General features: G+C 61.0%; 26 protein-coding genes and 1 other RNA gene. 13 read left to right on the top strand and 14 right to left on the bottom strand.

All coding sequences use genetic code 11. The features are described 5' to 3' along the window. Positions 1 to 23 precede the first annotated feature (23 nt). The 3 genes from ligA (at position 24) to ffs (ending at position 4,046) form a co-directional block, all read left to right on the top strand. Complete coding sequence (gene ligA / locus HX790_RS08340; protein WP_017134786.1) at positions 24 to 2,381, top strand: NAD-dependent DNA ligase LigA; 2,358 nt, start codon at positions 24 to 26, stop codon at positions 2,379 to 2,381. Positions 2,382 to 2,542: 161 nt separating this feature from the next. Continuing rightward, complete coding sequence (locus HX790_RS08335) at positions 2,543 to 3,709, top strand: putative zinc-binding metallopeptidase (RefSeq protein ID WP_017134787.1); 1,167 nt, start codon at positions 2,543 to 2,545, stop codon at positions 3,707 to 3,709. Between the two features lie 240 nt (positions 3,710 to 3,949). Further along, an RNA gene (gene ffs / locus HX790_RS08330) (signal recognition particle sRNA small type) lies at positions 3,950 to 4,046 on the top strand. Positions 4,047 to 4,087: 41 nt separating this feature from the next. On the opposite strand, the gene HX790_RS08325 is transcribed toward ffs, so the two are convergent. Continuing rightward, on the bottom strand, positions 4,088 to 4,255 hold the full coding sequence (locus HX790_RS08325) for a hypothetical protein (RefSeq protein WP_017134788.1): 168 nt from the start codon (positions 4,253 to 4,255) through the stop codon (positions 4,088 to 4,090). On the opposite strand from HX790_RS08325, the gene HX790_RS08320 reads away from it, so the two are divergent. The 3 genes from HX790_RS08320 to HX790_RS08310 all read left to right on the top strand — a co-directional run bounded on the left by HX790_RS08320 (position 4,254) and on the right by HX790_RS08310 (position 6,981). Further along, entirely contained in the window at positions 4,254 to 5,183 is a 930-nt protein-coding gene (locus HX790_RS08320) for an N-acetylmuramidase family protein (RefSeq protein ID WP_017134789.1), read from the top strand. The genes HX790_RS08325 and HX790_RS08320 overlap by 2 nt on opposite strands. Before the next feature lie 156 nt (positions 5,184 to 5,339). Then, entirely contained in the window at positions 5,340 to 6,386 is a 1,047-nt protein-coding gene (locus tag HX790_RS08315) for an N-acetylmuramidase family protein (RefSeq protein ID WP_017134790.1), read from the top strand. 1 nt (position 6,387) lies between these two features. Then, a complete protein-coding gene (locus HX790_RS08310) occupies positions 6,388 to 6,981 on the top strand; it encodes a hypothetical protein (protein WP_169984919.1) in 594 nt (197 codons plus the stop codon). On the opposite strand, the gene HX790_RS08305 is transcribed toward HX790_RS08310, so the two are convergent. After that, entirely contained in the window at positions 6,978 to 7,841 is an 864-nt protein-coding gene (locus HX790_RS08305) for a LysR family transcriptional regulator (protein ID WP_017134792.1), read from the bottom strand. The genes HX790_RS08310 and HX790_RS08305 overlap by 4 nt on opposite strands. A gap of 102 nt (positions 7,842 to 7,943) precedes the next feature. Between HX790_RS08305 and HX790_RS08300 the strand changes: the two genes are divergently transcribed. Then, complete coding sequence (locus tag HX790_RS08300) at positions 7,944 to 8,903, top strand: DMT family transporter (protein ID WP_138449234.1); 960 nt, start codon at positions 7,944 to 7,946, stop codon at positions 8,901 to 8,903. On the opposite strand, the gene HX790_RS08295 is transcribed toward HX790_RS08300, so the two are convergent. Together HX790_RS08295 and HX790_RS08290 are read right to left on the bottom strand one after the other, a co-directional pair. Beyond that, on the bottom strand, positions 8,817 to 9,188 hold the full coding sequence (locus HX790_RS08295; protein WP_017134794.1) for a VOC family protein: 372 nt from the start codon (positions 9,186 to 9,188) through the stop codon (positions 8,817 to 8,819). The genes HX790_RS08300 and HX790_RS08295 overlap by 87 nt on opposite strands. Before the next feature lie 54 nt (positions 9,189 to 9,242). Then, positions 9,243 to 10,019 carry an amino acid ABC transporter substrate-binding protein gene (locus HX790_RS08290; protein WP_099548816.1) on the bottom strand — a complete coding sequence of 259 codons (777 nt, stop codon included), beginning with the start codon at positions 10,017 to 10,019 and terminating at the stop codon, positions 9,243 to 9,245. Positions 10,020 to 10,152: 133 nt separating this feature from the next. Between HX790_RS08290 and dnaX the strand changes: the two genes are divergently transcribed. The 5 genes from dnaX to HX790_RS08265 all read left to right on the top strand — a co-directional run bounded on the left by dnaX (position 10,153) and on the right by HX790_RS08265 (position 15,785). Beyond that, positions 10,153 to 12,243: a DNA polymerase III subunit gamma/tau gene (dnaX, locus tag HX790_RS08285; protein ID WP_017134796.1), complete on the top strand. Its 2,091-nt coding sequence runs from the start codon at positions 10,153 to 10,155 to the stop codon at positions 12,241 to 12,243. 46 nt (positions 12,244 to 12,289) lie between these two features. Next, positions 12,290 to 12,628: a YbaB/EbfC family nucleoid-associated protein gene (locus tag HX790_RS08280; protein ID WP_003175481.1), complete on the top strand. Its 339-nt coding sequence runs from the start codon at positions 12,290 to 12,292 to the stop codon at positions 12,626 to 12,628. 132 nt (positions 12,629 to 12,760) lie between these two features. Continuing rightward, entirely contained in the window at positions 12,761 to 13,795 is a 1,035-nt protein-coding gene (locus HX790_RS08275; RefSeq protein WP_017134797.1) for an NADP-dependent oxidoreductase, read from the top strand. A 66-nt stretch (positions 13,796 to 13,861) separates the two neighbouring features. Next, entirely contained in the window at positions 13,862 to 14,464 is a 603-nt protein-coding gene (gene recR / locus HX790_RS08270) for a recombination mediator RecR (protein WP_017134798.1), read from the top strand. 172 nt (positions 14,465 to 14,636) lie between these two features. Further along, positions 14,637 to 15,785 carry an acyl-CoA dehydrogenase family protein gene (locus HX790_RS08265; RefSeq protein WP_169984891.1) on the top strand — a complete coding sequence of 383 codons (1,149 nt, stop codon included), beginning with the start codon at positions 14,637 to 14,639 and terminating at the stop codon, positions 15,783 to 15,785. Between the two features lie 110 nt (positions 15,786 to 15,895). Here HX790_RS08265 and HX790_RS08260 read toward each other — a convergent pair whose 3' ends face one another. Both HX790_RS08260 and fnr read right to left on the bottom strand, forming a co-directional pair. Next, a complete protein-coding gene (locus tag HX790_RS08260; RefSeq protein ID WP_017134800.1) occupies positions 15,896 to 16,444 on the bottom strand; it encodes an adenine phosphoribosyltransferase in 549 nt (182 codons plus the stop codon). Positions 16,445 to 16,525: 81 nt separating this feature from the next. Further along, positions 16,526 to 17,260 carry a fumarate/nitrate reduction transcriptional regulator Fnr gene (gene fnr / locus HX790_RS08255; RefSeq protein ID WP_056861531.1) on the bottom strand — a complete coding sequence of 245 codons (735 nt, stop codon included), beginning with the start codon at positions 17,258 to 17,260 and terminating at the stop codon, positions 16,526 to 16,528. Positions 17,261 to 17,413: 153 nt separating this feature from the next. On the opposite strand from fnr, the gene HX790_RS08250 reads away from it, so the two are divergent. Further along, on the top strand, positions 17,414 to 17,899 hold the full coding sequence (locus HX790_RS08250; RefSeq protein WP_017134803.1) for a hypothetical protein: 486 nt from the start codon (positions 17,414 to 17,416) through the stop codon (positions 17,897 to 17,899). 5 nt (positions 17,900 to 17,904) lie between these two features. Here HX790_RS08250 and hemN read toward each other — a convergent pair whose 3' ends face one another. From hemN to HX790_RS08210, 8 genes are all read right to left on the bottom strand, one after another. Further along, a complete protein-coding gene (hemN, locus tag HX790_RS08245) occupies positions 17,905 to 19,287 on the bottom strand; it encodes an oxygen-independent coproporphyrinogen III oxidase (protein WP_170039242.1) in 1,383 nt (460 codons plus the stop codon). A gap of 103 nt (positions 19,288 to 19,390) precedes the next feature. Next, a complete protein-coding gene (locus HX790_RS08240) occupies positions 19,391 to 20,074 on the bottom strand; it encodes a sulfite exporter TauE/SafE family protein (RefSeq protein WP_176991424.1) in 684 nt (227 codons plus the stop codon). Beyond that, complete coding sequence (ccoS, locus tag HX790_RS08235; RefSeq protein WP_017134806.1) at positions 20,067 to 20,279, bottom strand: cbb3-type cytochrome oxidase assembly protein CcoS; 213 nt, start codon at positions 20,277 to 20,279, stop codon at positions 20,067 to 20,069. The genes HX790_RS08240 and ccoS overlap by 8 nt, the downstream gene beginning before the upstream one ends. Before the next feature lie 22 nt (positions 20,280 to 20,301). After that, positions 20,302 to 22,752 carry a heavy metal translocating P-type ATPase gene (locus tag HX790_RS08230; protein ID WP_170039240.1) on the bottom strand — a complete coding sequence of 817 codons (2,451 nt, stop codon included), beginning with the start codon at positions 22,750 to 22,752 and terminating at the stop codon, positions 20,302 to 20,304. Positions 22,753 to 22,867: 115 nt separating this feature from the next. Then, positions 22,868 to 23,407: a FixH family protein gene (locus tag HX790_RS08225; RefSeq protein ID WP_017134808.1), complete on the bottom strand. Its 540-nt coding sequence runs from the start codon at positions 23,405 to 23,407 to the stop codon at positions 22,868 to 22,870. Positions 23,408 to 23,424: 17 nt separating this feature from the next. Beyond that, positions 23,425 to 24,840, bottom strand: coding sequence for a cytochrome c oxidase accessory protein CcoG (ccoG, locus tag HX790_RS08220; protein ID WP_017134809.1), 1,416 nt, complete (start codon positions 24,838 to 24,840; stop codon positions 23,425 to 23,427). A 207-nt stretch (positions 24,841 to 25,047) separates the two neighbouring features. After that, positions 25,048 to 25,458 (bottom strand): type II toxin-antitoxin system VapC family toxin, encoded by a 411-nt coding sequence (locus HX790_RS08215; protein ID WP_169984890.1) that lies wholly within the window; start codon positions 25,456 to 25,458, stop codon positions 25,048 to 25,050. Then, the gene (locus HX790_RS08210; protein WP_017134811.1) at positions 25,458 to 25,712 is read right to left on the bottom strand and encodes a type II toxin-antitoxin system Phd/YefM family antitoxin; all 255 of its coding nucleotides are present in this window, start codon (positions 25,710 to 25,712) and stop codon (positions 25,458 to 25,460) included. Before HX790_RS08210 ends, HX790_RS08215 begins: the two co-directional genes overlap by 1 nt. Positions 25,713 to 25,833: the final 121 nt, after the last annotated feature.

The raw sequence follows: 25,833 nt of genomic DNA, 5'->3' as shown, positions 1-25,833 counted from the left end.
TTTTGCTTTATGAGAGAACACCCATGACCGCCGCCCACACCCGCATTCTCGAACTGCGCGCTGAACTGGATCAGCACAATTACCGCTACCACGTCCTCGACGAGCCGAGCATTCCGGACGCCGAGTACGACCGGTTATTCCATGAGCTAAAGGCTCTGGAAGCCGAGCACCCGGATTTGGTGACGCGTGATTCGCCGACGCAGCGGGTTGGCAGTGCGGCGCTGTCGGCGTTCACTCAGGTCAAGCACGAGATTCCGATGCTCAGCCTGGGCAACGCCTTTGATGAAACCACCATGCTCGAATTTGATCGCCGGGTTACCGAAGGTCTCGACCTGCCGGTGGGCGATCTGTTTGGCGGCGGCGCAGCGGTGGAATACAGCTGCGAGCCCAAGCTCGATGGCCTGGCGGTCAGCCTGTTGTATCAGGACGGCGAGCTGGTGCGCGGTGCCACGCGCGGCGATGGCACCACCGGTGAAGACATCAGCGTCAACGTGCGCACGGTGCGCAATATCCCGTTGAAACTGCACGGCAGCGGCTGGCCGGCGACCCTGGAAGTGCGCGGCGAAGTGTTCATGTCCAAGGCTGGCTTCGAGCGCCTTAATGCCTCGCAACTGGAAGTGGGCGGCAAGACCTTCGCCAACCCGCGTAATGCCGCCGCGGGCAGCTTGCGCCAGCTGGACTCGAAGATCACCGCCAGCCGCCCGCTGGAGTTTTGCTGCTACGGCGTGACTACCGACATCAGCGACACCCATATCGGTAACCTGCAGCAACTGCAGAAGTGGGGCATGCCCATCAGCCATGATCTGAAGCTGGCCAAGGGCATTCAGGATTGCCTGGCGTACTACCGCGATATCGGCGAGCGGCGTAACAGCCTGCCGTATGAGATTGACGGCGTGGTGTTCAAGGTCAACAGCATTGCTTCGCAACGTGAGCTGGGCTTCCGCGCCCGCGAACCACGCTGGGCCATCGCGCATAAATTCCCGGCCATGGAAGAGCTGACCGAGCTGCTCGATGTGGAATTCCAGGTCGGCCGCACCGGTGCTGTAACGCCGGTGGCGCGCTTGAAGCCGGTCAAGGTCGCGGGTGTGACGGTGTCCAACGCAACCTTGCACAATATGGATGAAGTGGCGCGCCTGGGCTTGATGATCGGCGACACCGTGATCATTCGCCGTGCCGGTGATGTGATCCCGCAAGTCGTCTCGGTGGTCACCGAACGCCGCCCGGAAAACGCCCGCGCCGTGCACATTCCGCAAAGCTGTCCGGTGTGCGGCTCCCATGTGGAGCGCACGCAACTGGTCAAGCGCAGCAAGGGCAAGGAAACCGTCAGCGAAGGCGCGGTTTACCGCTGCGTCGGGCGCCTGGCCTGTGGCGCGCAGCTCAAGCAGGCGATCATCCATTTTGTGTCGCGCCGCGCCATGGACATTGACGGCCTGGGCGACAAGACCATCGAGCAACTGGTGGATGAAAAGCTTATCGGCTCGCCGGCTGACCTCTACAAGCTCAAATACGAGCAGATCATCGACCTGGAAGGCTTTGCCGATATTTCCAGCAAGAAGCTGATTGCCGCCATCGAAAACAGCAAGACGCCGACCCTGGCGCGGTTTATCTACGCCTTGGGCATTCCGGACGTGGGCGAAGAGACGGCCAAGGTGCTCGCGCGCTCGCTGGCGTCCCTGGAGCGCGTGCAGCAGGCCTTGCCGGAAGTGCTGACGTACTTGCCGGACGTGGGCCTTGAAGTCGCCCACGAGATTCACAGCTTCTTTGAAGACAGCCATAACCAGGAGGTGATTGGCGCGCTGCTGTCGCCGGATGAATGCGGCCTGCAATTGCAGGATCAGGGCGACCTGAGCGCCGAGTTTGCCGCCAGCACCACCCTCGGCGGCCTGCTCGACAAGCTGCACGTGCCCAGCGTAGGGCCTGGCGCCGCGCAAAAACTGGCCGACAAGTTCGTCAGCCTCGAAGGCGTGATCAAGGCCGACTGGCTGGATATGCGCCAGGCGTTGCCCGAGAAGCAGGCCAAGGCGGTGCGCGAGTTTTTTGATAACCCGGACAATGCCCACCGTGCCCTGGCCATCGAGCAGCAGCTCAAGGACTTCGGTATGCACTGGCAGAGCGAGAAGAAGGTCGTCGAAGGCTTGCCGGAAGCGGGGCATACCTGGGTGCTGACCGGCTCTCTTGAGCTGATGAGCCGTGATGTGGCCAAGGACAAGCTCGAAAGCCTGGGCGCCAAGGTGGCAGGTTCCGTCTCGGCCAAGACTCACTGCGTGGTTGCCGGGCCAGGCGCGGGTTCCAAGTTGGCCAAGGCCACCGAGCTGGGCCTCAAGGTGCTGGACGAAGAGGCCTTCGTCGCTTTCCTGGCCAAACACAACATCAGCGTCTGACGATCGTTCCCACGCTCCGCGTGGGAATGCAGCCCTGGACGCTCTGCGTCGGCTCTTGAACCTCGTGACGCAGAGCGTCACCGCAGGCATTCCCACGCAGAGCGTGGGAACGATCTTTCACGGTAAATGATCTAGTCTTGGTCACCCAGGGAGAGATCGCCATGTTCCGCTACTTCGAGCAACTCAGCACGCGCATCGCCGCACCGTTCATGGCCGGATCCTCGCGCAGCAGCAAGGTGTGGCAGTGCCGGTGCGGCCAGTCGCTGTTCTTTCGCAACAGCCAGTGCCTGGTCTGTTCTGCGCTGTTGGGCTATCAGCCCCAGCAAAGCCGGCTGTCGTCGCTACAGCCCGGCCCAGTCGATGGCACATGGCTACAGGACGATAACCTTGACGCCGGCACCTTCCGCCGCTGCGCCAACCTCGACACCCCGGCCGCCTGCAACTGGCTGATTCCTGCCCACAGCACCGCAACGCTGTGCGTGGCGTGCAGCCTGAACCGCACCATTCCCGACTTATCGGTGCCGGAAAACCCCGAACGCTGGCGCAAAGTCGAAACCGCCAAGCGCCGGTTGGTGGCGCAACTGATCAGCCTGGGCCTGCAAGTGGTGCCCAAAAGTGTTGACGAAAACAGCGGCCTGGCCTTCGATTTCGTCGGCATTGACCTTGAAGGCAACGCACCCACCACCGGCCACGCCAACGGCCTGATCACCCTCGATATCAAGGAAGCGGACGACGCCCATCGCGAGAAAGTCCGTGTGCAAATGCGCGAGCCGTATCGCACGTTGCTCGGCCACTTTCGCCACGAAGTCGGCCACTACTATTGGGATCGGCTGATTGCCAACAGCCATTGGCTTGAATCGTTTCGTAGCCTGTTCGGCGACGAACGCGCCAGTTACGCCGAGGCACTCGAGCAGCACTACCAGAACGGCCCGCGCGCCGACTGGCAGCAAACCTGTGTCAGCGCCTACGCGACCATGCACCCCTGGGAAGACTGGGCTGAAACCTGGGCTCACTACCTGCACATGATGGACGCCGTCGACACCGCACTGGGCTTTGGCATGAGTGCCCGCGAGATGGACCTGGATTACCAACCCTTCCCGTTGACCACGCTCTACGACCCCGAACACCCTGGCGGCCCGGCCTTCCTGTCGTTCGTCAACGCCTGGATCGAACTGGCCGGCATGCTCAACGAACTGTCGCGCAGCATGGGCCAGCCGGATTTCTACCCCTTTGTGTTGCCGCCGGCGGTGATCGCCAAGCTGCATTTCATTCACTTGGTGATTCAGGAGGAGGGCGGCAGGGCCGACGAAGTCGTACAAGCACAGTAATCCACCCCTATGTGGGAGCTGGCTTGCCTGCGATTGCGGTGCATCATCCAGTGAATGCCCCAACTGATGCACCGCAATCGCGGGCAAGCCCGGCTCCCACAAGGTTCTGGCAGGTTATCGAGGTTGTGGACAAGTGCTTGAGCCCCTTCATATTTTTAATCCGGAACAACGGTTGTAAGTTCCGATGAGATCGGTACAATGGCGCGGCTTGCCGAGAGGCCAGCGTCGTTATGGTGACCCCATCGGTCCCCCCGCAACGATTACCCGTGAACCTGGTCAGAGCCGGAAGGCAGCAGCCACAGCGGGAACATTGTGTGCCGGGGTGTGGCTGGTGGGGTTGCCTCCATAACGCTCTCCTTTGTTTCTACCCTTCCTGTTTCAAATCAAACATTGTTTTAATCGCCCATCTGCCATTTTTTGCGCAGCGATGACGGCGTTGTGCTGGAAAACTTTCAGCGGCCTGCTAGCGTCATTCTTGTAAGCGACCCTGTGCTGGAGTAGTAAAGAAGTGATGGCACTCCTTTGATCAACAAGGATGATTGCCATGCCCAGCCTTCCCGTTTTACCCAGAACGCTCAGTGCTTCAGTCGGCGCCCCAGGCAAGGCGCAGAATGTGCTTGCTGATGTTCGCTTTATCCAGCATCTGTTTAATCTGATCACGCCAGAATCCGCTTCGCGCCTTGTGGAGGACGGAAAGTGCGGCCCGCTGTTGTTGCGGCGCATCAGCGACTATCAGGCGAATCGTCTCAAGGTCAGCAAACCTGATGGGGTGATTGACCCGGGCGGTCGGACGTTCAATAGCCTGGTCGACGATGCAGGCAAAGCCAATGCCGTTGTTCTTCCCGACCAGTCGTTAGTCACCAGGCCCACCTGTGACGGTCAAATCGCCCTGACCGAGGCTGATTTTCAGCGCGCGGCTGCAGCGCTGGGCAACGGTATTTCGGTGAACCTGATCAAGGCGTTCGCCGCCGTTGAGTCTGGTGGGCGATCCGGGTTCGGGCCGGCCAACATGCCGGTTATCGCCTTCGAGGGCCATATCTTTCGCAAGTACACTCAACATAAGTACGACAGGACCTACCCCTTTTTGTCCTACCCCTTTTTGGTCAATGCTGGCCCGCAATGGAAAGCCAACAATAAAACCCAGGCGATTGCGTGGCGGACTCTGGTCGATGCTTATACGTTGGACCAGGCAGCAGCGCTGATGTCGGCGTCCTACGGTATGTTCCAGGTCATGGGCTTTAATTTTGCTGCCTGTGGTTACAAGAACGTGTTCGAGTTTGTGGCTGCACTGAAGCTTAACGCCGGCCAGCAATTGATGGCGTTCTGCGGCTTTTGCCGCAAGAATCCAGCCTTGCTCAGAGCGATGAAAAGCAAGGACTTTGCCGGCATGGCGCGCAATTACAATGGCTCAAGCTATGGCGACTACGACAGGCGTATCCAAAAAGCCTTCGAGGCGCTGGAACGGAAAAAATAGCCGCACCTGCTGGCTGCCTCACATCGTTGAGGTGGCCCACTGGACAACCCAAAATCATCTTGTTAGTTTCCGCCAGCCACTTGTTTCAAGTTATGACAGGTGTGCGGTGCTGATATTGAAGTGCTATCACTTCTTGAACTAACAAGGATGTCCATGATGAAAAGCCTGCAAGGGTTGCCCCGTCTTATCAGTGCTTCAGTGGGCGCGCCGGGTAAAGCGCGCAACTTGCCCGCCGATGTTCAGTGCATCCAGTATCTATTTAATCTGATCATTCCCAAGATGGGTTTTGCGCTGGCCGAAAACGGTAAGTGCGATGGGCAATTGGTGCAGTGCATCAGCCAGTATCAGTTCCGGCACCTCAAGTATGCGCATCCTGATGGCGTGATCGACCCGACCGGTCGAACCTTCAATAGCCTGATAGAAGAGGCGGTCAAAGTGCCGGTGAAGGCGTTTCCGACGATGCGCATTCCGAGCTTTCTCAACGCGTTTGGCAATAACGGCGGCGATGCGGTACAGGCCACGGTCAATGTGTACCTGGAGCGCATGCGCGCGACCATCGAGGCCGAGCGGCGTAACCGCCAGTTGATGCTCCAGGCCACGTGCGATGGTGGCATGACGCTGACCGATACCGACTTTCAAAGCGCTGCCACCCAGTTGGGCAGCGGCATTTCGGTGAATATCATCAAGGCTTTCGCCACGGTCGAATCCGGCGGGCGTTCCGGGTTCGGGCCGGCCAAGTTGCCGGTGATTGCCTTTGAAGGCCACTTGTTTCGCAAGTACACCAAGCACATCTACGATCAGGCGCACCCGCTGCTGTCTTATATCTACGTGAGAAAGGCCGGGCCGCAGTGGCAGGTCAATAACAAGGACCAGACCAAAGCCTGGGAGACCATGGCCACAGCGTTTGCGCTGGACCAGGAGGCGGCATTGATGTCGGCGTCCTGGGGCATGTTTCAAATAATGGGGTTCAACTACACCTCCTGCGGTTACAAGACGGTGTTTGAATTTGCTGCCGCCCTGAAGGTCAATGCCGGTAACCAATTAAAAGCGTTTATTGGTTTTTGCAGCCAGAGCCCGGCCCTGATCAAGGCCATGAAAGATAAAGACTACGTGGCCATGGCGCGTAACTATAACGGCAAGGATTACGGTGACTACGACAGCCGTATCAAAAAGGCCTACGAAGCATTGGAAGGGAAGAAATAAGATGAGCCGTTTTCTAGCGATGAGTGTGTTGTCGTTGTGCGCCTTGGTGCCCGCGTTGGCAGGTGCCGCTGAGCTGCATTCTGGTAAATACGAGGGATTGATGCTGGCGGTCACCCCTGAGCATCAGGTCGAAGGCTACTACGCAGAAGAACTGGGCGAGGGTGTGACCCGCAGCTGCACGTTTTACCTGCAAGGCCAGCCTGAAGCGCTCACCACCTGGCTAGACAAGGCCTACCCTGGCAGCGTCGCAGCGTCCTCCGACGGCGTGACCTTGACGGTGGAGCAGGGGCGCGAGCATCCCGGTTGCATCAGCGTGCTGATGCCGGAAATAGCCACCGGCCTGGACCTGGCCCAAACGGCCAGCAAGCAATGGATCGGCCTGGTGACCGTGACGGCCGACAAGGCTTACCTGCTGAAAAAACCAGGCGCTGAAGCGGCCAAACGCGCGTATATCGTCAAGGACGATGTGGTCGGCGTGCTGGCGTTCAAGGACGGCTGGGCCAAGGTCGAGTTCACCAATGCCAAAGAGCATACCTACACCGGTTGGATCAGCCAGGACCAGTACGCACGCTTGGCGGCGCCGCAAGCCAACTAGCCAAACGTCTCCCGCAGCAGCCCGGCAAACGCATCCCGCGCCAGGTGGCGCTGGGTGTCCGTGTGCCAGAACAGCAGGTTGTCCACGGCCTGCAACTCCTCGAACCGGTAGGAGGCCAGTTGATTGGCCTGCTCGTAGCGGGCCAGGATGCCTTCCGGCGCCAACGCCACGCCAATCCCTGCACTGACGCAACCAATGATGGTGCCCCAACTGGCATAGCTGGCGATGCTTGGTTTGAAGGCGTGCGGTTTGATCCAGTTCTCCAGCGCCGCGCGATACGGACAACCGGGCGGCCACACCAGCAAGGTGCGGCCTGCCAAGTCTTCGGCACTGTTGATCGGCGCGCTGGAGGCGCTGGCGATCAGCACCAGGCGTTCGCTGTAGACCACACTGTGTTCGAGCTTGGCGCGCTTGCCGCCCGAGGCCACCAGCGCCACATCGAGGCGATGGTGTTGCAGGTCGTCGAGCAGTTGCGCCCAGGCGCCGGTGACCAGTTCCAGGCTGACGTCCGGGTAGCGCCGGTGGTATTCGGCCAGCAGCGGCGGCAGGCGGCCGCTGGCGCTGGATTCCACCGCACCGATGCGCAGCGTGCCGCGCGGGATGGCGTTGGCATCCACTGCGCGTTTGGACTCATCCACCAGGGCCAGGATGCGCTCGCAGTAATCGAGGAAGATTTCCCCGGCGGCACTGATGGCCAACCCACGGCCTGCGCGAATAAACAGCGGTGTGCCCAACTCGCTTTCCAGCTGCTTGATGCGCGTGGTGATGTTGGACGGCACGCAGTGCAGTTGCAGCGCGGCCTGGGCCACGCTGCCGGTTTGTGCCACGGCGCGCACCATTTTCAGTTGGGCCAGTTCCATTGCTCAGTTCCAATGATTTCAGAAGTCAGAAACGCTTAATTGTCCTGCGCCTTGCGCGGCTCAAGACTGACGGTATTCCTTCTCAGTATCTGGATGCCGTCGATGAATGCCCCGTCACCCGTAAAGCTTACGCTAGTCATCGCTGGCGTGATTCTCTGTTGGGCCTATTCGCCGATTGGCGTGCACATGGGGCTGCACAGCTACAGCCCTGGCCAGTTGGCGTTGCTGAGGTTTCTGATCGCCTCGGTGTTCATGGGCGGCATCGCCCTGGCGGTAGGCATCGGCCGCCCGCGTGTGCGGGATCTGCCGTGGTTGCTGGTGTTGGGTTTTTTCGGCGTGTTCCTGCACCACACCAGCCTCAACTACGGGCAACAGTGGGTGACGGCGGCGGCATCGAGTGTACTGGCGCAGTCGGTGCCGCTGTTCAGTGTGGTGATCGCGTTTTTCTGTTTGAAGGAACGGGTCAGCCTCTGGCGTTGGGGCTGCGTCTTGCTCGGCTTGCTGGGTGTGCTGGTGGTGATATGGGGTGATCATGGCGTCGGTGATATCGACCCGCGCGGCTTGCTGATCTTGCTGGCAGCCGTGTCGTGGAGCGTGTATTTCGTCATCCAGAAACACTACGCCCATCGCTACAGCCCGCTGACCATGGCGTGTTACATGGTGTGGGCGGGCACCTTGATGCTGTGCGTGAACCTGCCGGGCTTGCCGGCTGCGGTGGCCCAGGCGCCAATGCCGGAGAATCTGTCGGTGCTGGTATTGGGGATTTTCCCCAGCGCCCTGGCCTACCTGGCTTGGGGCTATGTGCTCAAGCACGTGGACGTCAGCCGCGCCTCGGTGGCGATGTACCTGATTCCGCCGGTGGCCATGCTGATGGCGGCGACGCTGCTGGGCGAGCACATTGCCCTGCAAGTGATATTGGGCGCGGTGATCGTGCTGGCCAGTGTCGCCGCCATCAGCCTTGAAGGGCGCTGGCGCTCAATCGCTCAGGCTGAACGCGCGCAGCCGGTGGCCGTCGAGGTCCTCGGCGACGAAGGTGTAGCCGAAGTCAAGGTGGGTCGGTGACTGAATGATGGTCGCGCCGCGCTCTACCCATTGAGCGTAAAGGGCGTCTACGGCGGCTGGGTCCCCCAGCGAAAAACCTACCTCACCGCCTCCGCCGGTAAACTGAGCCGCAGGCTCTACGGTGTGACGCGACCACAGCCCCAGCTTGACGCCGTTGTCGAGAATGAACAGGGCGAACGTCGGGTTCAGTTCCACCGGCGGCTTGCCCAGCAGGCGGCTATAGAAGTTGGCGCTGGTGGCCGGGCTGTCGACGTAGAGCAGGAAGTAATGGGCGACGGTGTGCATGCAGGCTCCTTGATTACGGGCGGTTAAGTGAGCCCAGTCTAGGGGACGGCCCTGTCAGTTCTTGTCAGGAGCGTTCTTGTCAGGAGTGCGCAGCGGTCGCGCATTCTCCCCGGTGTACAGTTTGATCAGGTCATCGATCTCGCCCGACATTTTCATCCGCAGCAGCGTGCGCAAGATCCGTTGCACCGGCACGCTCGGGTCATTGCGCACGATGCAGCCCAGGTTTTGTTCGTCGATCACCGCGACGTTGTGCAGCCGCAGGCTTGGGGGCACTTTCAGGTTGAAACGGTCCAGGGTCCATTCGTTGATCACGGCGTATTCGAAACGCGCGGCCACCAGCTTGTGCAGCACCAACTCCTCGCTGCGCGAATCGTCGCGGGTCAATTGGCCACTGGCAAACAGCGGTTCGAGGACGACATAGCGGTAGTTGAGCACCGTGCCAATGGCCTGCGGTGCCAACCTGGCCACCTGAACGGGCGGTGCGTGGACACTGGCCAACACATTGCGCTGCACCATCAAGGGTACGCTCCAGCTGTAGTCGCCGGACAATTCGCCGAGCCAATCCTGGGCGACATAGCAGCGCACATCGACCTCTGCGCGTGCCATGGCACCGGCGAGTCGCGCCCGGGCCAGCACGTGGAACTCGGCTGGCCGCCCGACCTGGGTGGCCAGGCTCAACATCAAGTCATACAAAATGCCCTGTGTGGGCTGGTCACCCTCTATCTGTGCCATGGGCATTGCCCAGCTGTCGGAAACCGAAAAACGCAACGGTGCGGGCGCCGCCAGGCAAGCAACGGAAATCATCCATAAAGCGCCCAGGACTACACGCATACACTCTCCGGGTTCAGGCCTTTGTGGGGCCAGTCAGGCAAGCTTAGTCAGATTAGACGAGCGTGCCGGATGCAATTTCCCCCTTGCTCCGCTAGCATTACCGGCTTCCGCTTCCCAGTTGCGACGGTTTTCGATGAGTTATCAGGTTCTTGCACGTAAATGGCGCCCGCGCTCGTTCCGCGAAATGGTCGGCCAGACCCATGTGCTCAAGGCTCTGATCAATGCCTTGGACAGCCAACGGCTGCACCACGCCTACCTGTTCACCGGTACTCGCGGGGTCGGCAAGACCACTATCGCGCGCATTATTGCCAAGTGCCTGAACTGTGAAACCGGCATCACGTCGACGCCTTGTGGCACCTGTTCGGTATGCCGCGAGATCGACGAAGGGCGTTTTGTCGACCTGATCGAGATCGATGCCGCGAGCCGCACCAAGGTCGAAGACACCCGCGAGCTGCTCGACAACGTGCAGTACGCGCCGAGCCGTGGGCGCTTCAAGGTCTACCTGATCGACGAAGTGCACATGCTCTCCAGCCATTCCTTCAACGCCCTGTTGAAAACCCTGGAAGAGCCGCCGCCCTACGTTAAGTTCATCCTGGCCACCACCGACCCGCAGAAACTTCCTGCAACGATTTTGTCGCGGTGCCTGCAGTTCTCCCTGAAAAACATGACGCCCGAGCGCGTGGTCGAGCATTTGACCCATGTGCTCGGCGTCGAGAACGTGCCGTTCGAAGACGATGCGTTGTGGCTGCTCGGCCGCGCCGCCGATGGTTCGATGCGTGACGCCATGAGCCTCACCGACCAGGCCATCGCCTTCGGTGAAGGCAAGGTCATGGCCGCGGATGTGCGCGCCATGCTCGGCACGCTGGACCACGGCCAGGTGTTCGACGTGTTGCACGCGCTGATCGAAGGTGACGCCAAGGCGTTGCTCGAAGCCGTGCGCCACTTGTCGGAGCAAGGCCCGGACTGGAACGGCGTGCTCTCGGAAATCCTCAATGTGCTGCACCGCGTGGCCATCGCCCAGGCGTTGCCTGAAGGTGTCGACAACGGCCATGGCGACCGCGACCGCGTATTGGCGCTGGCCCAGGCGTTGCCAGCCGAAGATGTGCAGTTCTACTACCAGATGGGCCTGATCGGCCGCCGGGATTTGCCCTTGGCGCCAGACCCGCGTGGCGGCTTTGAAATGGTCTTGCTGCGGATGCTGGCCTTCCGGCCCGCCGACTCGGCAGACGCACCGAGACAGCCGCTAAAGCCAGTGGGGATCAGCCAGGCCACAGTTGATTCCGCCAAACCAGTGGCTGGCGCGGCGGTAGTCGCGCCAGTAGTTGCTGCACCTGAACCTGCGCCGCCTGCACCTGCGCCAGCTCCCGAGCCTGCGGTTGCCGCGCCGGTGGTCGAACCTGCGCCCGTGGTTGAGCCTGAACCTGCTCCCGCGCCGGTGGTTGACCTGCCTTGGAACGATCCGGTCGACGCAGAAGCTGAACCTGAGCCTGAACCTGAAGTCGAGCAAGTGCCCGCCGTGGAGCCCGTGCTGGAAACCACCGGCGAGCAGCCCGAGCTGACGCCGATGCCCACGCCGACTCCGGACAGTGCGGTGCCGGACGCGCCGGAATGGGTGTCGGCGCCGGTCCCCGAGCCGACCGTTGCGCAGGTGGACGCTGCCACGCCGGGCATCGACCTTGATGACGAGCCGCCGCTGGACGAAGATTACATCGAGCCGGACATGGATTCGGCCTACAGCTACCTGGACGACCTGGCCAGCGAGCACACCGCCGAACCGGCCCCCGAGCCCGAAGCGGAACCCGCTGCGGCCCCGGCCACTGGCCTGGCGTTGCAATGGTTGGAGTTGTTTCCGAAATTGCCGATCTCCGGCATGACCGGCAGCATCGCCGCCAACTGCACCTTGATCTCCATCGAGGGCGACCACTGGCTGTTGCACCTGGACCCGGCCCACAGCGCCTTGTTCAACGCCACTCAGCAACGCCGACTCAACGATGCGCTCAACCAGTACCATGAACGCACGTTGACCATCGCCATCGAACTGATCAAGCCTGAGCAGGAAACCCCGGCCCAGGCGGCGACCCGTAAGCGCATCAACCGTCAGCGCGAGGCTGAAGACTCGATCCATGGCGATCCGCTCATCCAACAGTTGATGCAACAGTTCGGTGCGGTGGTGCGTCACGATACTATTGAACCTGTCGAAGCCCCGGTGCCCCAAGCGTCATAAAACCGGGCTACTAATTGATTGATCCACGTACTTTGAGGTGATTCCCATGATGAAAGGTGGCATGGCCGGCCTGATGAAACAGGCGCAGCAGATGCAGGAAAAGATGGCCAAGATGCAGGAAGAACTGGCCAACGCCGAAGTCACCGGTAAAGCCGGTGGCGATATGGTCAGCGTGGTGATGACCGGTCGTCACGACATCAAGCGCGTGAGCATCGACCCAAGCGTATTGCCTGGCGTCGGCGAAGATGACCTGGAAATGCTCGAAGCGCTGTTCGCCGCGGCCGTCAACGACGCCGTGCGCAAGATCGAAGCCAACAGCCAGGAAAAAATGGGTGGCGTGACCGCTGGCATGCAACTGCCGCCGGGCATGAAACTGCCGTTTTGATCGTGCAGCGTTAGCTAGACTCAAATGCCAGGCATCGCGCCTGGCATTTTTGTTTGTGCTAATCCGATCGAACCCTGGCATGGCAAGCAGGGTCTGCACCCTATACCGAAAGATTCGTTAAAGGAGCCCCTCATGCCTCAAGAACCCATTCTTAACCAGCGCATTGTCCTGGTCTCGCGCCCGCAGGGCGCGCCGACTCCGGAAAACTTTCGCCTGGAACGCGTGAACCTGCCGGAATTGGCAGATGGCCAGGTGCTGCTCAAAACCCTGTACCTGTCCCTCGATCCCTACATGCGTGGGCGCATGAGTGACGCGCCGTCCTACGCAGCTCCGGTGGAAATCGACGAAGTGATGACCGGTGGTGCTGTCAGCCGTATCGAGCAATCGCGTAACCCGAAATTCGCAGCGGGTGATCTTGTGGTGGGTTCCACCGGCTGGCAGAGCCATAGCATCTCAGACGGAAACAACCTGATCCCGCTGCCCAAAGGCCTGGCCAGCCCCTCGATGGCGCTGGGTGTATTGGGTATGCCTGGCATGACCGCGTACATGGGCCTGATGGATATCGGCCAGCCCAAGGCCGGCGAAACCCTGGTGGTGGCGGCTGCCTCCGGCGCGGTGGGTTCGGTGGTCGGGCAGGTGGCCAAGCTCAAGGGTTTGCGCGTGGTGGGTATTGCCGGCGGCGCGGACAAGTGCCGCTACGTGGTCGATGAGCTGGGCTTTGACGCCTGTATCGACCACAAGAGCGCCGATTTTGCCCATGAGCTGGCGTTGGCCTGTTTCAAAGGCGTGGATATCTACTTTGAAAACGTCGGCGGCAAAGTCTTCGACGCCGTGCTGCCGCTGCTCAACCCCAAGGCACGCATTCCGCTGTGCGGCCTGATCGCCGGTTACAACGCCCATGAAGCCCCCAGCGGTCCTGATCGGCTGCCGGCACTGCAACGTACCTTGTTGACCAAGCGCGTGCGCATCCAGGGTTTTATCGTGTTCGACGATTATGGCGATCGCCAGCCCGAATTCCTCAGCGCCATGGCGCCGTGGGTGCGCGACGGCAAGATCAAGTTCCGCGAAGACGTGGTCGATGGCCTGGAACAGGCACCCGAAGCCTTTATCGGTTTGCTCGAGGGGCGCAACTTCGGCAAGTTGGTGGTGCGCGTCGCACAGGATTGAGCATTTGACGCTAATCCGAGGCGCGGGTATAAACCGCGTCTCGTTGTTTTGTCGGACCCTTCGCCCATGAGCTTCAGCCCCCTGATTCGCCAACTGATCGACGCCCTGCGCACTTTGCCGGGTGTGGGCCAGAAAACCGCCCAGCGTATGGCGCTGCAACTGCTGGAGCGTGATCGCAGCGGCGGCACGCGGTTGGCCCAGGCCTTGAGCCAGGCCATGACCGGCGTGGGCCACTGCCGCCAGTGCCGCACCCTGACCGAAGAAGACCTGTGCCCGCAATGCGCCGACCCACGTCGCGACGACACTTTACTGTGCGTCGTTGAAGGGCCGATGGACGTGTACGCCGTCGAGCAGACCGGCTATCGCGGGCGCTACTTTGTGCTCAAGGGGCATCTTTCGCCGCTGGACGGCCTGGGGCCGGAAGCCATTGGCATTCCGCAACTGGTGACGCGCATTGAAGAGCAGGGCACGTTTACCGAGGTGATCCTGGCAACCAACCCGACGGTGGAAGGCGAGGCGACGGCGCATTACATCGCCCAATTGCTGACCAACAAAGGCTTGATCACCTCGCGTATCGCCCATGGCGTGCCGTTGGGTGGCGAGCTGGAATTGGTGGATGGCGGCACGTTGGCGCACTCTTTTGCCGGTCGCAAGCCGATCGCGCTCTAAAATGTGGGAGCTGGCTTGCCTGCGATAACGGTGGATCAGTGACATTGAAGTCGCCTGACACTCCGCTATCGCAGGCAAGCCAGCTCCCACAGTGGTTTTGTGTTGTCAGGGATATCTTGATAACCAAGCAAGCGCTTGGTAAGTTCTCTCCACCTCACCGTGGAACTTGCCGATGTCTGCCTATCAGGACTACTTCGACCCCAGCCACCAATTGGTCCGTGACAGCGTGCGCCGTTTCGTCGAGCGCGAGATGTTGCCGGGCATCGAGCAATGGGAGGAGGGCGAGAGCTTTCCCCGTGAGCTGTACCTCAAGGCGGGCGCGGCGGGGATCCTGGGCATCGGCTATCCCGAAAGCCTGGGCGGCAGCCATGAAGGCGACCTGTTCGCCAAGGTCGCCGCCAGCGAAGAGTTGATGCGTTGCGGTTCGGGTGGCGTGGTCGCGGGCCTGGGTTCGCTGGATATCGGCTTGCCGCCGGTAGTCAAATGGGCGCGCCCCGAGGTGCGTGAGCGCGTTGCGCCTCAAGTGCTGACCGGTGAGAAGATCATCGCCCTGGCCGTCACCGAGCCCGGTGGCGGCTCCGATGTAGCCAACCTGCAAACCCGCGCCCTTCGCGATGGCGACTTTTATCGCGTCAGCGGCAGCAAAACCTTTATCACCAGCGGCATCCGCGCCGACTTCTATACGGTAGCCGTACGCACCGGCGGGCCGGGCTTTGGCGGTATCAGCCTGTTGCTGATCGAAAAGCACACGCCAGGTTTCACAGTCGGCCAACCGTTGAAGAAAATGGGCTGGTGGGCGTCGGACACGGCTGAGTTGTTCTTCGACGATTGCCGCGTGCCCGCAGGCAACTTGATCGGCGTCGAGAACATGGGCTTTGCCTGCATCATGGGCAATTTCCAGAGCGAGCGCCTGGCGCTGGCGCTGATGGCGAACATGACTGCGCAGCTCGCCCTGGAAGAAAGCCTCAAGTGGGCGAGCCAGCGCGAAGCCTTCGGCAAACCCATCGGCAAATTCCAGGTGCTCAAGCATCGGCTGGCGGAAATGGCCACCGCAGTGGAAGTCTCCCGCGAGTTCACCTACCGCCAGGCGGCGAAGATGGCGGCCGGCAAGAGTGTGATCAAGGAGATTTCCATGGCCAAGAACCTGGCCACTGATACCGCGGATCGGGTGACCTATGACGCGGTGCAGATACTGGGTGGGCAGGGGTATATGCGTGGCAGCCTGGTGGAGAGGCTGTATCGGGATAACCGCATTCTGTCGATTGGCGGGGGCACGCGTGAGGTGATGAACGAGATCATCAGCAAGCAGATGGGGTTGTGATGCGGGGTGTCCTTGAGGGCCTCTTCGCGAGCAAGCCCGCTCCCACACTTGGAATGCAAATCAAAATGTGGGAGCTGGCTTGCCTGCGATAGCGCCGGCCCAGGCAACTTTTAAACTTCGGTCAACCCAAACTGCGTCAGGCAAAACGTCGGAATGCCCATATCCTGCAGGCGTTGCGAACCACCCAGCTCAGGCAGATCAATGATCGCCGCCGCTTCGAAGATCTTCGCGCCCATACGTCGCACCAGGTTCGCCGCGGCAATCAAGGTGCCGCCAGTGGCGATCAGGTCATCGAACATCAGCACCGAGTCGCCGTCACACAGGCTGTCGGCGTGTACTTCGAGAAAGGCTTCGCCGTATTCGGTCTGGTAACCCTCGGCCAGCACGTCAGCGGGCAGCTTGCCCTGTTTGCGGAACAGGATCAGTGGTTTGTTCAATTGGTAGGCGATGATCGAACCGATCAGGAAGCCACGGGCATCCATCGCGCCGATGTGGGTAAAGTCGGCCTCGACGTAACGCTGGGCAAAACTGTCGGCCACCAGGCGCAGGGCGCGGGGCGATTGGAACAGCGGGGTAATGTCACGAAAGATCACCCCAGGCTTGGGGAAGTCGATGACGGGGCGGATCAGGGATTTGATGTCGAACGAATCGAAGGTCATCGTCGAAGAGTCCTGGGAGCGGAAAACGGACTCGAAGTATACCTGCGGCCCTGCCGATTGGCGCGGCCGCAAGTGTCTGCCTCAGACTTCCAGCGAGCCCCCGGCCAGCGCGCACAGCTGGATCGGGTCGAGGATATGCACTTCCTTGCCTTCGGCGGCAATCAGTTCGTTTTGCTGGAAACGGGTAAACACGCGGGACACGGTTTCCACCGCCAGGCCCAGGTAATTGCCGATTTCGTTGCGCGACATGCTCAGGCGGAACTGGTTGGCCGAGAACCCACGGGCACGGAAGCGTGCCGACAGGTTGACCAAAAACGTGGCGATGCGCTCGTCGGCGGTTTTCTTCGACAGCAGCAACATCATCTGTTGGTCGTCACGGATCTCGCGGCTCATCACCCGCATCAATTGGCGGCGCAGTTGCGGCAGCTGCAGGGCCAATTCATCCAGGCGTTCGAAAGGGATTTCGCACACCGAGGTCGTCTCCAGGGCCTGGGCCGACACCGGGTGAATCTCGGTGTCCATGCCAGACAGCCCGACCAGTTCGCTGGGCAGGTGGAAGCCGGTGATCTGCTCTTCGCCGCCGTCGCTCAGGCTGAAGGTCTTCAATGCGCCGGAGCGAACTGCATAGACAGAATCGAATTTGTCGCCCTGGCGAAACAGAAACTCGCCTTTTTTCAGCGGTCGGCCGCGTTTAACGATTTCGTCCAGCGCTTCCATGTCTTCCAAATTCAACGAAAGTGGCAGGCAGAGGGGGGCCAGGCTGCAATCCTTGCAGTGAGCCTGGCTGTGAGCGCGCAGTTTAACTGGCTCGGACATTTCTTAAATCCTTGTGGGAAAACACACATAAGACGTAAGGGTAACGCACCGAGGGTGGCTGAGGCCAGCGTGTACAAAAAAGCAGCAACGGTATAAAGCTCTTTGTATCGGTGCCGATACACAGGTGTCTCTCTATGAGCTGGAGCTCAGATCATGTCAGTCAGCACTGTCTCAAACCCATCGATCAACGTTGCAACGGTATCGGTCTGGAAGGCCGCCGATGCGGCCAGGGATAAAGACGCCGCGCCCAAGGCCGCCACCGAGGACAAGCCCGCTGAACCTAATGCGGCTGAAGGTGTGAAGGTGGTCATTTCCGGCGCGGGGATGGGCATGGCTTCGGCTGAGAAATCCTCCAATAGCGATATTGATGAAAGCAATCTGAAAGACAACATCAAACAGTTGCTGAAGATGATCCGCGAGCTGAAAAAGCAGCTTGCCGAAAAGATGGCTCAGCTCTCGGCAGTCATGAATGACACCACGTTGACCCCGCAAGCACGCCAAGCCAAAGTGGCGGGTTTGCAGGGCGACGTGGCGACGATACAGGCCGGTTTAATGACCGCCCAATCACAACTGGCCAAATCGCTGAAAGATGAGTCGCCTGAAGCTCAGATGGAAGCCATGAGCCTGATGGCGAAATAAAGCCCTTAGATCACCCGCGAGAATCGCTGCCTGTTCTGGTGCTCCAGGTAGGCATCGAACACCATGCACACCGAGCGCACCAGCAAGCGCCCGGCCGGTAAAACGCGAATGCCGTGGGCATCCAGTTCGATCAGGCCGTCGGCGGCCATTGTCTCCAGCTGTGGCCAGAGTTCGTCGAAATAGCCGCGAAAATCGATGTTATAGGCCTGTTCGATCCGCTCGAATGCCAGGCTGAAATTGCAGATCAACTGCTGAATCACTTCCCGGCGCAAACGATCATCCGTGGTGCAGACCAGGCCACGGCTGGTGGCCAGTTGCGCGCCGGCCAGTGCGTTCTGGTAGTGATTGAGGTCACTGCTGTTCTGGCAATACAGGTCGCCGATCTGGCTGATCGCCGACACGCCCAGCCCAATCAAATCGCAATGCCCGTGGGTGGTGTAGCCCTGGAAGTTACGCTGCAGCGTGCCTTCTTCCTGGGCCACGGCCAGTTCGTCATCCGGCAGGGCAAAGTGGTCCATGCCGATGTAGCGGTAGCCGGCACGGGTCAACTGCTCGATGGTGGTTTGCAGCATCAGCAGTTTTTCTTCCGGCGAGGGCAAATCGTCGGCATTAATGCGCCGCTGCGGCATAAAGCGCTCGGGCAGGTGCGCGTAGTTGAAGACCGACAGGCGATCCGGTTGCAGGTTGATCACCTCTTCGACGGTGCGCGCAAAATTCAGCGGCGTCTGCTTGGGCAGGCCGTAGATCAAATCAATATTGATCGAGCGAAATTGCAGGGTGCGCGCCGCATCGATCACCGCACGGGTTTCTTCCAGGCTTTGCAGGCGGTTGACCGCACGCTGCACCTCGGGGTCAAGGTCTTGCAGGCCGATGCTCACGCGGTTAAAGCCCAGTTCACGCAGCAGCCCCATGGTCGCCCAGTCGGCTTCACGCGGGTCGATCTCGATGCCGTAGTCGCCGGAATCATCATCGAGCAAGTTGAAGTGCTGGCGCAGGCGGGTCATCACCTGGCGCAGTTCGTCGTGGCTGAGAAAAGTCGGCGTGCCGCCGCCGAAATGCAACTGTTCCACGGGCTGTTTTGGGTCGAGGTGACAGGCCACCAGCTGGATTTCCTGCTCCAGGCGTTGCAGGTAGGCTTGGGCACGGCCACGATCTTTGGTGATGACCTTGTTGCACGCGCAGTAGTAGCAAATGTTTGCGCAGAACGGCACATGCACATACAGCGACAAGGGCCGTACGGCCTTGCGGCTGTCGCGCAGGGCGTGGAGCAGGTCGAAGGTGCCGACCTGGCTATCGAATTGTACGGCGGTGGGGTAGGACGTGTAGCGCGGCCCCGCCAAGTCGTAGCGGTGAATCAGATCTGTGTCCCAACGAATGGCGTCGAGCATGCGGGCGGTCCCCGGGATTGGCTAGTGGGCCGAGTCTAGGGGCGCGCCGCAGGTACCATCTTGATTTGCATCAACGGGGAGCGGCGCTATGCCACATGGCGATTTAATGGCCCATTAGCCAGTGTTGATGCGGGCCTGGCAACGTCCAAACGCCGAAGAGCATAACCAGCATGCCACCGGCTACACGCACGCTGCGTTTGCGCAGCACCGCAGTGACACGTTCTGCCGCCAGACCAGTCGCCAGTAGTACTGGCCAAGTTCCAAGCCCGAAGGCCAGCATCAGCATCGCACTGTCCAGCGCATTACCCTGGCTCGCCGCCCATAACAGCGTGCTGTAGACCAACCCGCACGGCAACCAGCCCCACAGCGCGCCCAGCAGCAATGCGCGTGGCAGGCTGGACACCGGCAGCAAACGGTTGGCGACCGGCTGTACGTAGCGCCACAGGCCGCGCCCCAGGCTTTCGATACGGGTGAGGCCGCTCCACCAACCGGCCAGGTACAAGCCCATGCTGATCAGCAACAACCCGGCGAGCACGCGCATGAACATCGCCGCCGGGCTGTTGGCCACCGCCCAGCCGGCCAGGCCGATCAATAACCCGGCAGCGGCGTAGCTGAGGATGCGCCCCAGGTTATAGGCGAGCAGCAGGCGAAAACGGCGGCTGCGTTGTTCTTTGGGGATTGCCAGCGTCAGCGCGCCCATCAGTCCGCCGCACATGCCCAGGCAATGGCCGCCGCCCAGCAGCCCAAGGATCAGGGCAGAGACCAGCAGTGGCGCCAGCTCAAGCATGGGGTGGGTCTTTGGGCGGTTGCTCGGCCCGGTTGGCTTCGTCGACGCCCGCCAGGTGGTTCGGGTCCTGGTCGTCGAACAGCACGCTGTGGGCCGGGCCGTCGAGGTCGTCGTACTGGCCGCTGTCCACCGCCCAGAAGAAAATGTAAATGGCCACGCCGACTAACAGCAGCGCCGCCGGAATCATCACGTAGAGAGCTGGCATCGGTACTCCATGCCCACGCGGCTCAAGCCGGCAGCGGGCGGGTTACTAAGGTGGCACTGTTTGCCTGCGTGCTCGGCAGCCGAGTCAGGCGCAAGGCGTTGAGCACCACGGTCAACGAGCTGAGGGACATGCCGATCGCGGCCCAGATCGGGGTGATCCAACCGAGGGCGGCAAACGGCAGCATAAGGCCATTGTACAGCCCGGCCCACAGCAGGTTTTCAATGATTACCCGCCGCGTGCGCCGCGCCAGGGTAAACGCCTGCACCAGCGCGTCGAGACGGTTGGACAGCAGCACGGCATCGGCACTGGTTTTTGCCAAGTCGGTGGCTGAGCCCATCGCCACGCTGATATCGGCGGCGGCGAGCACAGGCACATCGTTGACGCCGTCGCCAAGCATCAGCACCTTGCGGCCTTGCTGGTGCAACTGGTGCAGCACCTGCAGTTTGTCGTCGGGGCGCAAGCCGCCCTTGGCCTCGTCAATCCCCAACTCAAGCGCGACACTGGCGACCATCGGCGAGCTGTCACCCGACAGCAACAGCGTACGCCAACCTCGCGCTTTGCACGCGGCCAGCAGGGCGGGCGCATCGCTGCGCAGGCGGTCATCGAGCACGAACCAGGCGAGGGCGCCTTCACGATCGCCCAGCAGCAACCATTGGCCTGCTTCGTCCGGCGAGGCGGGAATCGCGCAGCCGCTTAATTGGCACACAAAGCCCGGCTGGCCGATGCGCAATTGATGCTCGCCCACACGACCTTCCAGGCCTAAGCCTGGGAAACTCAGGACTTCCTCAGCGGCCAGCGGCGCACGCCCGAAGGCGCGGGCAATCGGGTGCTCGGAGCGGTTTTCCAGCGCGGCGGCGAGGCCCAGGCAGTCGTCGCTGTTCAACGTGCCCAACGGGCGGATGGCACGCAGGGCCAGGCGGCCTTCGGTCAGGGTGCCGGTCTTGTCGAAAATCACCGTGTCGATCTGGTTCAAGCCTTCCAGCACGTGCCCACGAGTGAGTAACAGCCCGAGTTTGTGCAATGTGCCGGTGGCGGCGGTGAGGGCGGTCGGTGTCGCCAGCGACAACGCGCAAGGGCAGGTTGCCACCAGCATCGCCAGCACAATCCAGAATGCGCGTGACGCGTCCAGTTCCCACCACAGCAGGCCGATCAGCGCGGCCGCGATCAGCGAGCACAGCAGAAACCATTGAGCAGCACGGTCGGCGATTTGCGCCAGGCGGGGTTTCTCGGCCTGGGCACGTTCCAGCAGGCGCACGATGGCAGACAGGCGGGTGTCATGCCCCAAGGCGCGCACCTCGACGGTCAGCGCGCCTTCGACGTTGAGCGTGCCGGCGGTAACCGCGTCGCCGACGTTGCGCGGCTGCGGCAGGTATTCGCCGGTGAGCAGGGACTCGTCAATGCTCGACTGGCCGTCGAGAATCACGCCGTCGGCCGGCAGCACGGCGCCTGGATGCACCAGTACGCGATCGCCTACGGCCAGTTCGCTGAGCAGGATGCGCTCGCTCTGACCATCACTTTTGAGGCGTAAGCATGACGCCGGCAGCAGGTTGACCAACTGCGCGGTGGCGGCGGCCGTACGCTCACGTGCCCGGCGCTCCAGGTAGCGCCCGGCGAGCAGGAACAGCGCGAACATGCCCACCGCGTCGAAGTACAACTCGCCAGTGCCAGTTATGGCGGTCCAGATGCCCGCCAGGTACGCGCCGCCAATCGCCAGGGACACCGACACATCCATGGTCAGGTGGCGCGTGCGCAGGTCGCGCAGGGCGCCTTTGAAGAACGGCGCACAGCTGTAGAACACGATGGGCGTAGTCAGAAACATCGCCACCCAGCGCAGGATCACGTGCAACTCCGGGCTCAGGTCAATATTGAATTCCGGCCAGGTCGCCATGGTCGCCATCATCGCCTGGAACCACAGCAGCCCCGCCACACCCAGCTGGCGCAAGGCCCGGCGGTTTTCGCTGGCCAATTGCTCGGCGGCGCGATCGGCCTGGTAAGGGTGGGCGGCGTAGCCGATATGGCGCAGTTCGCTGAGCACCTGGCTCAGCGGCAATTGCCCATCGGCCCAGCGCACGTGCAGGCGATGGTTGGACAGGTTCAGCCGCGCCTCGGCCACGGCGGGCAGGCTGCGCAAGTGTTTTTCGATCAGCCAGCCACAGGCCGCGCAGCTGATGCCTTCCATCAACAGGGTGGTTTCGGCCAGATCGTCTTCGTGGCGCACAAAGGGTTTTTGCACGTCGGCGCGGTCGTACAGCGCCAATTCGTCGACCAGTTGCACCGGCAGCGCCTCGGGGTTGGCCGAGGCTTCGCTGCGGTGCTGGTAATAGCTTTGCAACCCGCCGGCCACAATCGCCTCGGCCACTGCCTGACAGCCCGGGCAGCAGAGTTCGCGGCGCTCGCCGAGGATTTCGGCGGTGAACCGGCTGCCGGGTGGGACGGGCAGGGCGCAGTGGTAGCAGGGGGTTGGGCTGGTCATGGTGTGAAATCTATATCGGCTGGGAGGGCCTCATCGCGGGCAAGCCCGGCTCCCACAGGAGACCGCGATCCACTGTGGGAGCGGGCTTGCCCGCGATGCGCGAAGCGCAAGGGTTTTACTTTTTCAGGTCTTCGGCACCCTGCAACGGTTCATCACCCAGCAGCAAGTCCTTGTCGTGGCTGACCTCTTCTTCTTCGAACAGGCGCCAGGTCTTGTCGCCCTCCACGCCGAGCAATTCCACGAAGCGCCGACCCTCTACCTTGTCGGTGACCTGGCCGATGTAGCGGCCGGGTTCGCTGTCACTGCGGGTCAGGTTGATCTTGCGATCCTTCTGCGGCTGGGTCGGGGAAATCAGGTTCAGTTCCAGAGTGTTCGGGTTGCTGTAGCCCGTCAGTTGCAACTCGACTTCACCGGTCAACTCGTCCAAGTGCAATTTGCCGCGCAGTTGCAGGGTCTGGGCCAGCCGCTCACGGTCCAGGGAGCGGTTGATGCCTTTGCCGGCCTCGTAGTAGTTGTCGTTGACCAGGTTGTCCGGGTTCTTCACCGCAATGGTCACCATGGACAAGGTCAAGGTCACCGAGCAGGCCAGGATCCCAATGATGATCCAGGGCCAGAGGTGCTTGTACCAAGGGCTTGCGGCAGTAGCTGCGGGCATTGTTGTGCTCTCTGTTATTAGCGGACTTGTGGGCCGATGAATCGGCTCTTGGCTTCAATGTGGACGCTGTCGTCGTCGGCATCCTTGAGGATGAATTTCACCTCGTTGGTGCTCGATGGCAGTTGCTCAGGGGCGCTGGACAGCTCTACCGGCATCGTGAAGATCTCCCCGGCGGCGACCTTGATCTCGCGTCGGCCTTGCAGCTTGAGATCCGGCAGGCCCGAGGCATCGAGCACGTAAGTGTGGTCGCGCTGGTCCTTGTTCATGATTTTCAGGCTGTAGACGTTTTCGATGCGGCCTTCGGCGTTTTCGCGGTAGAGCACGCGGTCTTTGCTGACGTCGAAGCCCACCAGCGAGCGCATGAAAAATGCACCGGCCAACAGGCCGATCATCGCCAGCAGCACCAAGGCATAACCGATCAGGCGCGGGCGCAACTTATGGGTTTTCTGCCCGGACAGGTTGTGCTCGGTGGTGTAGCTGATCAGGCCGCGCGGGTAGTCCATTTTGTCCATGATGTTGTCGCAGGCGTCGATACACGCGGCGCAACCGATGCACTCGATTTGCAGGCCGTCACGGATGTCGATGCCGGTGGGGCACACCTGCACGCACATCGTGCAGTCAATGCAATCGCCCAACCCCTGGGCCTTGTAGTCGATGCCTTTTTTGCGCGGGCCACGCACTTCGCCACGGCGCGGGTCGTAGGAAACAATCAGGGTGTCTTTGTCGAACATCACGCTCTGGAAACGCGCATACGGGCACATGTAGATGCACACCTGCTCACGCAGCCAACCGGCGTTACCGTAGGTGGCCAGGGTGAAGAACCCGACCCAGAAATACGACCAGCCATCGGCCTGGCCGGTGAAGAAGTCGAACACCAGCTCGCGGATGGGCGAGAAGTAGCCGACGAAGGTCATGCCGGTGACAAAGCCAATCAGCAGCCACAGCGTGTGCTTGCTGAACTTGCGCAGGAATTTGTTCGCGCCCATGGGCGCCTTGTCGAGCTTGATGCGCTGGTTGCGGTCGCCTTCGGTGACCTTTTCGCACCACATGAAGATCCATGTCCATACGCTTTGCGGGCAGGTATAACCGCACCACACGCGCCCGGCGTACACGGTGATAAAGAACAGGCCAAAGGCCGCCACAATAAGAATGCCCGAGAGCAGGATGAAATCCTGAGGCCAGAAAGTGGCGCCAAAAATGAAGAATTTGCGTTCCGGCAGGTTCCACCAGACGGCCTGGTGGCCACCCCAGTTCAGCCACACGGTGCCGAAGTACAACAAGAACAGAGCGGCGCCACCGACCATGCGCAAGTTGCGGAACAGGCCGGTAAAGGCGCGGGTGTAGATTTTCTCGCGCGAGGCGTAGAGGTCGACAGTGCTGCTGGCGTTTTTGGCAGGCGGGGTAACGTCATGTACCGGTATCTGGTTGCTCATCATTGCATCCCACGGCGGTGGAGATTTGCCTCGGCCAGTACGTGCCAACCGGGGTCAAAAACAGGGTGTTGCAGTGGCGTAATGATACGCCTCCGGTGCTGTGTAAAGGGTGCGACCTTTGGTCGCGTTGGGGGAAATCAATTGATGGTGTACGTGATCTGGATCAATTGACTTGTGAAGTATGGCCGGTTTTTGCCGGTAGGCAGGTCATTCGTCCCATGGATTGATCAGAGGCACACCGCTGGACATGAAGTCACTGACGTTGCGCGTCACCACGGTGAGCCCGTGCACCAGAGCCGTTGCGGCAATCAACGCGTCACTTTCGTTGGCCTGGTCCGGCACATGCAGATCGGCACAACGCAGCGCAACGGCGGCATCAACCGGCAGTATCCTGGCATCGAACGCTGGCATCACGTGGAGTTTGAGCCATGTTCGTAACACTTTCCCCTGAACCGGGTCTCGGCGTTCCATGCGCAGTACACTGGTTTCCAATTCCTTCAGCGTAATGGCCGAGATGAACATGCGCGGAGCGATAACACTTTTTGCCCAGGCTACTACTCTAGCGTCGGCCTGGGGTTTGCGAAGTTCGGAGATTACGTTGGTGTCGAGTAGATACATCAAGAGAGGTCCACAGGTCGGTGGGTGATCACGGCGCGTTCGGTTTCGAAGTCGATTTCGGCCGCTTCCGGCATCACCAAGAGGTCAACGATGTCGACGTTCAAACCTGTCAGTTTCTGGTAGTCCTCAATGCTTAGCAGTACATGGGCAGGCTTGCCGCGATCGGTGATAAAAACCGGACCTTTACTGGCGGCTTTTTTGGCACCACTTGTGTCTTGATTGAATTCACGGCTGGAAATGGTAGTGATGGTCATGGGGTATTCCCCTTCGGCAAATTTAATGTAGTAACGTTACTACTTTGCGTCGGCGCGCAGCAAGTGCAAGGTTCCGAATGGTCATGCGCTGCAATCGCCCCAGCCCGGCAGAAAACCAGCC

Origin of the sequence: Pseudomonas sp. IPO3747 (assembly GCF_013385245.1) — a bacterium.
Taxonomy (GTDB): Bacteria; Pseudomonadota; Gammaproteobacteria; order Pseudomonadales; family Pseudomonadaceae; genus Aquipseudomonas; species Aquipseudomonas edaphica.
The sequence above is the reverse complement of the archived record's forward strand: the minus strand, read 5'-3'. Positions and strand labels throughout refer to the sequence as shown.